10 protein-coding genes are annotated in these 11909 nt (G+C 66.7%); 8 read left to right on the top strand and 2 right to left on the bottom strand.

Translation table 11 applies throughout. The annotated features are described in order from the left end of the window. The first annotated feature begins 96 nt into the window (after positions 1-96). From ACX12D_RS10810 to ACX12D_RS10775, 8 genes are all read left to right on the top strand, one after another. The gene (locus ACX12D_RS10810) at positions 97-1986 is read left to right on the top strand and encodes a dipeptide ABC transporter ATP-binding protein (protein WP_459371131.1); all 1890 of its coding nucleotides are present in this window, start codon (positions 97-99) and stop codon (positions 1984-1986) included. A 23-nt stretch (positions 1987-2009) separates the two neighbouring features. After that, positions 2010-3557, top strand: coding sequence for a glutathione ABC transporter substrate-binding protein GsiB (gene gsiB / locus ACX12D_RS10805; protein WP_459371130.1), 1548 nt, complete (start codon positions 2010-2012; stop codon positions 3555-3557). Positions 3558-3717: 160 nt separating this feature from the next. After that, the gene (gene gsiC / locus ACX12D_RS10800; RefSeq protein ID WP_441630298.1) at positions 3718-4638 is read left to right on the top strand and encodes a glutathione ABC transporter permease GsiC; all 921 of its coding nucleotides are present in this window, start codon (positions 3718-3720) and stop codon (positions 4636-4638) included. Between the two features lie 11 nt (positions 4639-4649). Beyond that, positions 4650-5567: a glutathione ABC transporter permease GsiD gene (gene gsiD, locus ACX12D_RS10795; RefSeq protein WP_459371129.1), complete on the top strand. Its 918-nt coding sequence runs from the start codon at positions 4650-4652 to the stop codon at positions 5565-5567. A gap of 13 nt (positions 5568-5580) precedes the next feature. Further along, a complete protein-coding gene (locus ACX12D_RS10790; RefSeq protein ID WP_459371128.1) occupies positions 5581-6648 on the top strand; it encodes a DmpA family aminopeptidase in 1068 nt (355 codons plus the stop codon). Between the two features lie 13 nt (positions 6649-6661). Beyond that, entirely contained in the window at positions 6662-7474 is an 813-nt protein-coding gene (locus ACX12D_RS10785) for a M55 family metallopeptidase (RefSeq protein WP_459371127.1), read from the top strand. A gap of 173 nt (positions 7475-7647) precedes the next feature. Beyond that, on the top strand, positions 7648-8520 hold the full coding sequence (locus ACX12D_RS10780; protein ID WP_459371126.1) for a hypothetical protein: 873 nt from the start codon (positions 7648-7650) through the stop codon (positions 8518-8520). A 96-nt stretch (positions 8521-8616) separates the two neighbouring features. Next, positions 8617-9696, top strand: a complete 1080-nt coding sequence (locus ACX12D_RS10775; RefSeq protein ID WP_459371125.1) for a M14 family metallopeptidase — start codon at positions 8617-8619, stop codon at positions 9694-9696. A gap of 132 nt (positions 9697-9828) precedes the next feature. On the opposite strand, the gene prmB is transcribed toward ACX12D_RS10775, so the two are convergent. Continuing rightward, complete coding sequence (gene prmB / locus ACX12D_RS10770) at positions 9829-10722, bottom strand: 50S ribosomal protein L3 N(5)-glutamine methyltransferase (protein ID WP_459371124.1); 894 nt, start codon at positions 10720-10722, stop codon at positions 9829-9831. Between the two features lie 25 nt (positions 10723-10747). After that, positions 10748-11899, bottom strand: coding sequence for a succinyl-diaminopimelate desuccinylase (gene dapE / locus ACX12D_RS10765; RefSeq protein WP_459371123.1), 1152 nt, complete (start codon positions 11897-11899; stop codon positions 10748-10750). Between the last annotated feature and the right edge of the window lie 10 nt (positions 11900-11909).

The following is an 11909-nucleotide window of genomic DNA, read 5'->3' as shown; positions in this document are numbered from 1 at the left end:
CATCCGCATGGCAAGCAAAGCATCAAGCAACGTATCAAGCAACGTATCAAGCAACGCATCAAGCAAAGCATCAACCTAGGCACTAAAGGGGGCCCAGTGGCTGCATCCTCTTCCCAGTCGACCATCGTCCTGCCAGCGCAACGCGTGGTAGCCGTCAACGATCTCACCGTGCGTTTCTCCACCTCGGAGCGCACGGTGGAAGCCGTGCGCAACCTGTCTTTCCACGTCGATCGTGGCGAAACGCTGGCCGTGGTGGGCGAGTCGGGCTCGGGCAAGTCGGTGACCTCGCTCGCGCTGATGCGCCTGGTGGAACACGGCGGCGGCAAGATCGCCACCGGCAGCATGGCGCTGCGGCGGCGCAATGGCCAGGTGCTCGATCTCGCCACCGCCGATGGCGCGGCCATGCGCCGCGTGCGCGGCAGCGACGTGGCGATGATTTTCCAGGAGCCGATGACCTCGCTCAACCCCGTATTTCCGGTGGGCGAGCAGATTGCGGAGTCGATCCGCCTGCACCAGGGCAAGAGCCGCGCCGAGGCGCGCGCCGAAGCCCTGCGCATGCTGGAGATCGTGCGCATACCCGAGGCGCGCCGCGTGCTGGACCGCTTCCCGCACCAGCTCTCCGGCGGCATGCGCCAGCGCGTGATGATCGCCATGGCGCTGTCGTGCAAGCCGGCGCTGCTGATCGCCGACGAGCCCACCACGGCGCTCGACGTCACCATCCAGGCCGAGATCCTGCAACTGATCCGCAACCTGCAGTCCGAGATGGACATGGCCGTGGTCTTCATCACCCACGACATGGGCGTGGTGGCCGAGGTGGCCGACCGCGTGCTGGTGATGTACCGCGGCGAGAAGGTCGAGGAGGGCACTTCCGAGCAAGTCTTCGGCAAGCCCGCGCATCCCTACACCCGCGCGCTGCTGTCCGCGGTGCCCAAGCTGGGCGCCATGCGCGGCACCGACTGGCCGGCCAAGTTCCCGCTGGTGCAACTGGACCAGGGCGAGCCGGTGGCGCCGGTGCCGCAGGATACGGTGGCGGCGGACGCCTCGCCGATCCTGCGCGTGCGCGACCTGGTGACCCGCTTCGACGTGCCGGGCGGCCTGCTGGGGCGTGTGGCGCGCCGCGTGCATGCGGTGGAGCGCGTGAGCTTTGATCTTTACCCCGGCGAGACCCTGGCGCTGGTGGGCGAGTCCGGCTGCGGCAAGTCCACCACCGGCCGCTCGCTGCTGCGCCTGGTCGACAGCCAGAGCGGCACCATCGAATTCAACGGGCAGGACATCAGCCAGATGCGAGGCGGCGCCTTGCAGACCCTGCGCCGCAATATCCAGTTCATCTTCCAGGACCCGTTTGCTTCGCTCGACCCGCGCGTGCCGGTGGGCTACTCCATCATGGAGCCGCTGCTGGTGCACAAGGTGGCCAGCGGCAAGGAGGCTGAGCAGCGCGTGGCGTGGCTGCTGGAAAAAGTGGGCCTGTCGGCCGCCCACGCCTCGCGCTACCCGCACGAGTTCTCGGGCGGCCAGCGCCAGCGCATCTGCATTGCGCGTGCGCTCGCCTTGAACCCGAAGGTGGTGGTCGCTGACGAATCGGTCTCCGCGCTCGACGTTTCCATCCAGGCGCAGATCGTCAACCTGATGCTGGACCTGCAGCGCGAGATGGGCATTGCGTTCCTCTTCATTTCGCACGACATGGCCGTGGTGGAGCGTGTGAGCCACCGCGTGGCGGTGATGTACCTGGGCCAGATCGTCGAGATCGGCCCGCGCCGCGCCATCTTTGAAAACCCGCAGCACCCGTACACCAGGAAGCTGATGTCGGCGGTGCCGATCGCCGATCCGGCGCGCCGCCACCTCAAGCGCGAGCCGCTCTCGGACGAAATGCCCAGCCCGATCCGCGCGCTCGGCGACGAGCCGGTGGTGCAGCCGCTCGTCGCCGTCGGCGGCAACGCCGCATCCCATCATTTTGTAGCCCGGCACGCCATCGGCGGCGCCTACTGAACTGACGAAACCAAGGAGAATCGATGATGACCCGTTTGGCCCCTTCCAAGTTGATCGCCGGTGGCCTGGCCCTGGCCGCGTTCGGCGCAGGTCCCGCCTTTGCCGCCAAGGATGCCGTGATGGCGGTGTACTCCACCTTCACCACGCTCGACCCGTACGACGCCAACGACACGCTGTCGCAAGCCGCCGCCAAGTCCTTCTACCAGGGCCTGTTCGGCTTCGACAAGGACATGAAGCTGATCAACGTGCTGGCCGAGAGCTATGAAGCCAGCAAGGATGGCCTGACGTACACCATCAAGCTGAAGAAGAACGTGAAGTTCCACGACGGCACCGCCTTCGATGCCGCCGCCGTCAAGGCCAACTTCGACCGCGTTACCAACCCGGCCAACAAGCTCAAGCGCTACACGCTGTTCAACCGCGTGGCCAAGACCGAAGTGGTCGACGCCAACACCGTCAAGGTCACGCTCAAGGAGCCGTTCTCGCCGTTCATCAACGTGCTGGCCCACCCGTCCGCCGTGATGATCTCGCCCGCCGCGCTGCAGAAGTACGGCAAGGACATCGCCTTCCATCCGGTCGGCACCGGCCCGTTCGAATTCGTCGAGTGGAAGCAGCCCGATCACCTGAAGGGCAAGAAATTTGCCGGCTTCTGGAAGACCGGCTATCCCAAGATCGACACCATCACCTGGAAGCCGGTGGTGGACAACAATACCCGCGCCGCCATCATGCAGACCGGCGAAGCGGACTTTGCCTTCAGCATTCCGTTCGAACAGGCGGCGGTGCTCAAGGGCAGTGCCAAGGTGGACCTGATCGCCTCGCCCTCGATCATCCAGCGCTACCTGAGCATGAACACCATGGTCAAGCCGTTCAACGACCCCAAGGTGCGCCAGGCCATCAACTACGCCATCAACAAGGACGCGCTGGCCAAGGTAGCCTTTGCCGGTTACGCCACGCCGATGGACGGCGTGGTGCCCGCGGGCGTGGACTACGCCGAGAAGCTGGGCCCGTGGCCGTATGACCCGGCCAAGGCACGCGCGCTGCTCAAGGAAGCCGGCTACCCGAACGGCTTCGAGACCACGCTGTGGTCCGCGTACAACCACACCACCGCGCAGAAGGTGATCCAGTTCGTGCAGCAGCAACTGCAGCAAGTCGGCATCAAGGCGAGTGTGCAAGCGCTCGAGGCCGGCCAGCGTGTCGAGAAGGTCGAGAGCGTGCAGAAGCCGGAAGACGCCGGCGTGCGCATGTACTACGTGGGCTGGTCGTCGTCGACCGGCGAGTCCGACTGGGCGCTGCGTCCGCTGCTGGCCTCCGAATCGATGCCGCCCAAGCTGCTGAACACCGCGTACTACAAGAACGACCAGGTCGACGCCGACATCGCCGGCGCCCTGCGTACCACCGAACGCGGCGAGAAGGCCCGTCTGTACAAGGACGCGCAGGAACACATCTGGAAGGATGCGCCCTGGGCGTTCCTGGTGACCGAAAAGGTGCTGTATGCGCGCAGCAAGCGTTTGACGGGCGCCTACGTGACGCCGGACGGCTCGTTCAGCTTCGACGAGATCGACATCAAGCAGTAAGAGTAAGCGCTTTGGCTTGACGCGTGGCGCGTCCCATCCGCACGATGCCACGCGTCAAGCCATCGCTTAGCGGTACAGCGCAGCAAGCCGCGCACGGCCGCCTGCCCACAGTCGCGGGGGCAGGGCGGGCGGCCCGCGGTCTTTAATCATCCGGTGCATCATGCTGAATTACTTTCTCAAACGATTCCTGGGCGTGATCCCCACATTGCTGATCGTGGCAGTGCTGGTGTTCCTGTTCGTCCACCTGTTGCCCGGCGATCCCGCCCGGCTCGCGGCCGGCCCCGAGGCCGACCAGGCCACGGTGGAACTGGTGCGCCGCGATCTCGGCCTGGACAAGCCGCTGCCCGAGCAGTTCGTGCAATTCTTCTCGAACGCCGTGCGCTGGGAGTTTGGCCATTCGCTGCGCACCAAGCGTCCGGTCAGCGAGGAAATCGGCGACCGCTTCATGCCGACCCTGTACCTGACGCTGGCCTCGATGGTGTGGGCGGTGATCTTCGGCATGGTGATCGGGATCAGCTCGGCCGTCTGGCGCAACCGCTGGCCCGACCGCTTCGGCATGACGCTCGCCGTGTCCGGCATCTCGTTTCCCGCCTTCGCGCTGGGCATGCTGCTGATGGAGGTGTTCTCGGTGCAGCTGGGCTGGCTGCCGTCGATCGGCGCCGATACCTGGAAGCATTACATCCTGCCGTCGATCACGCTGGGCGCCGCGGTGGCCGCCGTGATGGCACGTTTTACCCGCGCCTCCTTTGTCGAGGTGCTGAATGAAGATTTCGTGCGCACCGCGCGCGCCAAGGGCGTGGGCGAGTTCCTGGTGGTGGCCAAGCACTGCCTGCGCAACGCCATGATTCCTGTGGTGACCATGATGGGCCTGCAGTTCGGCTTCCTGCTGGGCGGCTCGATCGTGGTGGAAAAGGTGTTCAACTGGCCTGGCCTCGGACGCCTGCTGGTGGACGCGGTCGAGATGCGCGACTACCCGGTCATCCAGGCCGAAGTGCTGCTGTTCTCGCTCGAGTTCATCCTGATCAACCTGGTGGTCGACGTGCTGTACACCGTCATCAACCCCGCCATTCGTTACAAGTAAGTGAGGCCGGCATGACCCAGCTATCCACGCCCGCCAACGGCGAACCCGCCGTCCCGGCCGCCGCCGCCGCGCAAGAAGCCGTGCGCACGCCCTGGACCGAGTTCTGGCGCAAATTCCGCAAGCAGCACCTGGCGCTGGGCGCCGGCGTGTTCGTGCTGCTGCTGGTGGCGGTGGCGGTCCTCGCCCCGCACCTGGTGCCTTACGATCCGGAGAATTTCTTTGACTACGACGCGCTCAATGCCGGGCCCTCCGCCGCGCACTGGTTCGGCGTCGATTCGCTCGGGCGCGACATTTTCAGCCGGATCCTGGCCGGTGCCCGCATCTCGCTGGCGGCGGGCTTCTTCTCGGTGATCATCGGCGCTATCGTGGGCACCGTGCTCGGCCTGCTGGCCGGCTACTACGAAGGCTGGTGGGACCGCATCGTGATGCGCATCTCGGATGTGCTGTTCGCCTTCCCCGGCATCCTGCTGGCGATCGGCATCGTGGCCATCCTCGGCAATGGCATGACCAACGTGATCTTCGCGGTGGCTGTGTTCAGCATCCCGGCGTTCGCCCGCCTGGTGCGCGGCAATACGCTGATGCTCAAGCGCCTGACGTATGTGGAAGCCGCGCGCAGCATTGGTGCGTCGGACTTCACCATCCTGATGCGCCACATCCTGCCGGGCACCATCTCGTCCATCGTGGTGTATTTCTCGATGCGCATCGGCACCTCGATCATCACCGCCGCCAGCCTGTCCTTCCTGGGCCTGGGCGCGCAGCCGCCCACGCCGGAGTGGGGCGCCATGCTCAACGAAGCCCGCGCCGACATGGTGACCGCGCCGCACGTGGCGATTTTCCCCAGCCTGGCCATCTTCCTGACCGTGCTGGCGTTCAACCTGCTGGGCGACGGCCTGCGCGACGCGCTGGACCCGAAGATCGACCGGCGCTAAGGAGCGCACGCGGATGTCCGGATCCATGCCGCATATCGGCGCGTTGCCAGCTGGCGCGCGCAACAGCATCACCGACGTGCCGGGAGTGGCGGTTGGCCAATGCACGCTGGCCGATGGCGCCTGCCAGACCGGTGTGACGGTGGTGCTGCCGCACGGCGGCAACCTGTTCACCGACAAGGTGCCGGCCGCCGCGACCGTGCTCAATGGCTTCGGCAAGAGCGTGGGACTGGTGCAGGTGGAAGAGCTCGGCGTGCTGGAGACGCCCATCGCGCTGAGCAACACCTTTGCCGTGGGCGCGCTGTCGCAGGCGCAGATCCGGCAGGCCATTGCGGCCAATCCGGAAATTGGCCGCGCCTGGCCAACGGTCAACCCGCTGGTGTTCGAGTGCAATGACGGCTACCTGAACGACATACAGGCGATGGCCGTGCAGGAGGCGCATTATGCGCGAGCCTGCGCCGCGGCCAGCGTGGATTTCGCGCAGGGCGCGGTCGGGGCAGGGCGCGGCATGTCGTCGTTCGGGCTGAAAGGCGGCATCGGCTCGGCCTCCCGCCAAGTGGGCGGATACCACGTGGGCGTGCTGGTGCAGGCGAATTTCGGCACCTTGCCCAGCTTCACCGTGGCCGGCGCGCGCCTTGGCGGCGTGCTGGCTGAACGGCTCCAGGCGCATACGCAAGCGCCGGCGGAGTCAGGGCCGGAGAAGGGCTCGATCATCATGATCCTCGCCACCGACGCGCCGCTCGACGCCCGCCAGCTGCGCCGCCTATCGCGACGCGCGGGGGCGGGCCTGGCGCGTACCGGCTCGGTATTCGGCCACGGCTCGGGCGACATCGCGCTCGCTTTTTCCACCGCCTACACCGTGCCGCAGCAAGCTGGCGCGCCCATGCCGGCGCTGGCCATGCTGCATGAAACCCGGCTCGATGCGCTGTTTCATGCCGCCGCCGACGGCGTTGAGCAGGCCATCCTGCATGCGCTGTGGCAGGCCGAAACCGTGCATGGCCGCGATGGGCACCAGCGTGTCGCGCTGCGCGAACTGATGCCCGAGCTGCCGCAATGGCTGCTGCGCGCGGCGCCGACGAACTGAATCTCCACAAACCATGAAGATCCTGATTTCCACCGACATCGAAGGCGTTGCCGGGGTTTTCCATCCCGAGCAGACCCGCGCCGGCAACGGCGAGTACGAACGCGCCCGCGCCTGGATGACGGCCGAAGCCAATGCCGCCGTGCAGGGCGCCTTCGCGGGCGGCGCGGCCGAAGTGCTGGTCAACGATTCCCACGGCGGCTTTCGCAACCTGCTGCCCGACCAGCTCGACCCGCGCGCGAGCCTGGTGCTAGGCAAGCCGCGCTACCTCGGCATGATGGCCGGGGTGCTCGGCTGCGACGGCGTCTTCATGATCGGCTACCACGGCCGCGCGCAAAGCCGCGGTATCCTCGCCCACACCATCAACAGCAGCGCGTTCGCCCGCATCTGGCTCAACGGCCAGGAGTTGGGCGAGGCCGGGATCTACGGCGCCCTGGCGGGCGAACTCGGCGTGCCGGTGTTGATGGCCAGCGGCGACGATGTCTTCGTGGATGAAACCCGGCCGCTAATGCCCTGGGTGCGCTATGTGCAGACCAAGCAAGCCGGCGGGCAAGGCAGCGGTACCACGCTGTCGCTTGCCGCAGCGCGCGATGCCATTGCCGCGCAAGCGGAGCAAGCCGTACGCGAGCGGGGCGGGCAGCCCCTGAAGATCAGCGGCCCGATCCGCTGCCGATTGCAAACCCAGGGCCCGGCCTATGCCGACCTGTTCTGCCAGTGGCCCGCGCTGGAGCGCGTGGACGGCGTGACGCTGGTATTCGACGCCGCTTCGGTGCAGGCGGCCGTGCGCATGCTGAACTGCCTGTCGGCGATGTCGTTCATGCTGAAGTAGGGCGCGGCCTGGCCTCTTGTGGCGGTTGTGGTGGTTCTGGTGGTTGAGGCGTTCGTGCCCGCTTGTGCCGCTGCTGGCCGCATGGTGGACAATGGCGGGTGGCGGGCGCCGGTGGCGCTCCGCAAGCCATCAGCCACTTTGCAGCACTCATCACGGCAGGTACAAGCAGATTCATGATCGCAGTCAACGACGGGAGCTGGACTCCCGTACGCAAGGATTTTGTCGAACCCGGCACGCGCTGCCGGCAGCAGGCCGGCCGTGGGCGGCACCACGGCTTCGGCAACGGCCAGGCCTTCATCCTGCGCGACGGGCAAGGCCACGAGTACCCCTTTGGCGAGGCCTGCGCGCGGGCCGTGCTTGCTGAGCCGGACCTGTTGTACCTGGTGCCCGACTACACCGAGCGGGACGCCGGCCAGCCCGTGCCCGAAGCGACTGCGCCGGACAACGACGAGTTCGAGGCCACCGGCCCGGCCACCCCGCGTGCCCGCGGCGCGGCGGGCGGCGGCCGCCAAAGCAAGGCCAGCGACGCCGCGCTGCGGCGCACGGCCGCCATCCGTTACCTCGTGCTGCGCATGGAAAAGGTGGCTAGCGTGCCGCGCGTGCAACCCACCGTGCGTTTTCCGGCCCTCGAAGGGGTGTATCAGTCCTACCTTGAAACCGGCGAGCTGCCAGATGCCCAGGTCAAGCGCATTCTGGCCATCGAGCGCAGCGCAACCACACCGCCCAAGCTCAAGACCATCAACCTGCTCGATGTCTACACCGCGCACGTCAAGCTGGAGCGCGTGATCCAGGAATCCAACCGCGTCGAACAGCGCCGGTTCCTGCGCAGCATCCATGACTGGCTGGCGCGCCACCTGGTGCTGTCCGCCGCCCAGATTGCCGCGGCAGGCATCCAGATGCATCCGCATGCGTTCCGCTCCCTGTTGCTGCGTGAGGCGGTGCCGGCGGATGCCACCAAGGGCAAGAAGGACGGTAAGGACGGTAAGGGCGGTAAGGCCGATATGGCGGCCAAGGGCGAGAACGCTGCCAAGGGCGGCAAAGGCTAGCTGCCTGGCTTCGGGTGGCTTCGGATGGCAATGCCGGCCAAGTTGGCGTTTAATAGCGGCACCCCCCACTCCTCGCCAAGCGCGAAATCTGCTGTCATGTCCTTGCACACCAGCTTTTCCCGCAGTTATGCCGAAGCCCGGCAGAAATTCCGTGACGCGGCCCAGGCTGCCGGCGGCACCCTGACCGATTTTCCCCATCCCACCAAGCGCGGCTGCGCCGACGAGGAACTCGCCATGGATGTCGCCTGGGTGGGCGCCGCCGAGGCCAGGCGCATGCTCATGGTGACCTCAGGCATGCACGGGGTGGAAGGCTTCTGCGGCTCCGGGGCGCAGGTCGCCATGCTGGCCGACGTGGAACTGCTGCAGGCGTGCGCCGGCGCCGGCGTGGCGCTGCTGCTGGTGCACGCGGTCAATCCCTACGGCTTCTCGCATATGCGGCGGGTCAACGAGGACAACATCGACCTCAACCGCAATTTCATGGATTTCACCCGGCCGCTGCCCGACAACGCGCCGTACGCCGAGGTGGCGCCCATGCTGCTGCCCGAGCACTGGCCGCCCTCCGAGGCCGACCAGGCCGCGCTGATGAGGGCGGTGGCCGAGAAAGGCCTGCCCTGGTACCAGGCGGCGGTGAGCAGCGGCCAGTACCAGGCGCCGGACGGGCTGTTCTTCGGCGGCAACAAGGCGACCTGGAGCAATTACACGCTGCGCCGCATCCTGGCGCGCTTCGGCGCCGGGCGCGAGGCCGTGCGCTGGATCGACGTGCACACCGGCCTGGGGCCGTGGGGTTATGGCGAGCCGATTTACATGGGGCCGGACAGCGCGGAGCAGATCGACAAGGTGCGTGCCATCTGGGGCAATACCGTGACCTCAATCTATGACGGCTCATCGGCTTCGGCCAATCTGAACGGCATGGCATGGCTAGCTGTGCCGGAGACGCTGCCCACGCTGGATTACAACGGGATTGCGCTGGAGTTCGGGACGTTGCCGGTGACCGAGGTGCTTGAGGCGCTGCGGGGAGATCACTGGCTGCATTTGCATCCCGAGGCGGATGAAGGCCAGCGCAATTTGATCCGGCAGGCGATGTGGCATGCGTTCTATGGCGATGCCGATGACTGGCGGGAGGGGGTGGTGGAGCAGGTGAGGGAGGCGGTGGTCAAGGGGGTGGTGGGGTGGTAGCTTAGTCCGGGCTTGGCGGCCCGTTGAAAAAACCCTTCTTCGGCTTAGCGAAGAAGGGCTTTTCCCAATGCAAGGCGTAACACCGTCACGCTTTGGCGCTGAAGCGCCGGATACCTTCAATCCTTCAATCCCTCAATCCGGCAGCGCCTCATAAGTCAGCAGGAACACCTGTTCCTCGCCAGCGCTGACCGGCAGCCAGACGATCTCCAGTTCGGGGAACGCCGCTTCCACATTGGCGTGCTCGTTGCCGATCTCCACCACCAGCGCGCCGCCCGGGTTCAGGTGCGCTTTGGCGCCGGCGATGATGCGGCGGACCACGTCCATGCCGTCGTCGCCGCCAGCCAGTGCGATGCGCGGCTCGGCCTGGTATTCGGCCGGCAGCGCTTGCATGGAGGTTTCGTTGACGTAGGGCGGGTTGGTGAGGATCACATCGTACTTGGCGCCCGCGGGCAGCGGTGCGTAGAGGTCGCCCTCGTACAGGCTGATGCGGTCTTCCATCTTGTAGTCCGCCACATTGCGGCGGGCTACGGCCAGCGCATCCGGCGAGATGTCGACCGCATCGATGCGGGCCTTCGGCCAGACATGCGCGGCGATGATGGGCAGGCAGCCCGAGCCGGTGCACAGCTCCAGCACCGGGCCGATTTCGGCGCTGTCGCCTACCCACGGTTCCAGCCCTTCATGCAGCAGTTCGCCAACGAAGCTGCGCGGCACGATCACGCGCGAGTCCACGTAAAAGCGCAGGCCATGCATGAAGGCCTCGTTGGTGATATAGGCCGCGGGCACGCGCTCGGTCACGCGGCGCTCGATGACCTGCAGCACGGCGTCGACTTCTTCGGGCAGCAGGCGCGCGTCGAGGAACGGGTCGAGCGTGTCCAGCGGCAGGTGCAGCGTGTGCAGCGTCAGGTACGCGGCTTCGTCGTAGGCATTGGCGCTGCCGTGGCCAAAGGACAGCTTGGCCTGGGTGAAGCGCGATACCGCGAAGCGCAGCAGGTCGCGCACGGTGAGCAGGGGGGAGGAGGTTGCCATAACGTCTTTTTCTGGTCCGCGGCGATCAGGCGATCAGGCGTTCCAGCACGCCACGGTAAATGTTCTTGAGGGGTTCGATAAATCGCACTTCTACGTGCTCGTCGATCTTGTGGATGCTTGCATTGGGCGGCCCGAACTCGATCACCTGCGGGCAGATCCTGGCGATAAAGCGGCCATCCGAGGTGCCGCCGGTGGTGGACAGCTCGGTTTTGACGCCCGTTTCCGCCGCGATGGCGCCGGCCAGCGCTTCGGAGAGATCGCCGCGCGCGGTCAGGAAGGGCTCGCCGCCCAGGGTCCAGTCCAGGTCGTAGTCGAGCTGGTGGCGATCCAGGATGGCATGCACGCGTGCCTTCAGGCCGTCGGGCGTGCTGGCGGTGGAGAAGCGGAAATTGAAATCGACGGTGACATGGCCGGGGATCACGTTGGTGGCGCCGGCGCCGCCGTGGATATTCGACATCTGCCAGCTGGTGGCGGGGAAGTACTCGTTGCCTTCGTCCCAGCGCTCGTTCACCAGGTCGGTCAGTGCGGGCGCGGCCAGGTGGATGGGGTTCCTGGCCAGATGCGGGTAGGCGATATGGCCTTGCACGCCCTTGACGGTGAGCTTGCCGGAGAGCGAGCCGCGACGGCCGTTCTTGACCATGTCGCCGAGCGTGTCGACGGAGGTGGGCTCGCCCACCACGCAGTAGTCGAGCCGTTCGCCGCGCGCCTTGAGCGCTTCGACCACTTTCACGGTCCCGTCATGCGCCGGGCCTTCTTCGTCGCTGGTGATCAGGAAGGCGATCGAGCCCGCGTGGTCCGGGTGGGCCTGCACGAATTCTTCGACCGCCACCACGAAGCCGGCGATCGAGGTCTTCATGTCGGCGGCGCCGCGGCCGTACAGCTTGCCGTCGCGGTGGCTGGGCAGGAAGGGGTCGGAGCCCCATTGCTCCAGCGGGCCGGTGGGCACCACGTCGGTGTGGCCGGCAAAGGCCAGCAGCTTGCCGTCCTGGCCGCGCGTGCCGCGCTTGACGGCCCACAGATTGGTCACGCGGAAGTCGTCCGGGCCGCTGACGATGGCTTCGCAGGCGAAGCCCAGCGCCTTCAGGCGGGTTTCCAGCACGGCCTGGCAGCCTTCATCGGCGGGCGTGACGGAGCGGCGGCGGATCAGGTCTTCGGTGAGGGCGAGGGTGGGGTTCATGGTGGCAGCG

Source organism: Cupriavidus sp. PET2-C1 (assembly GCF_054515855.1).
The sequence above is the reverse complement of the archived record's forward strand: the minus strand, read 5'-3'. Positions and strand labels throughout refer to the sequence as shown.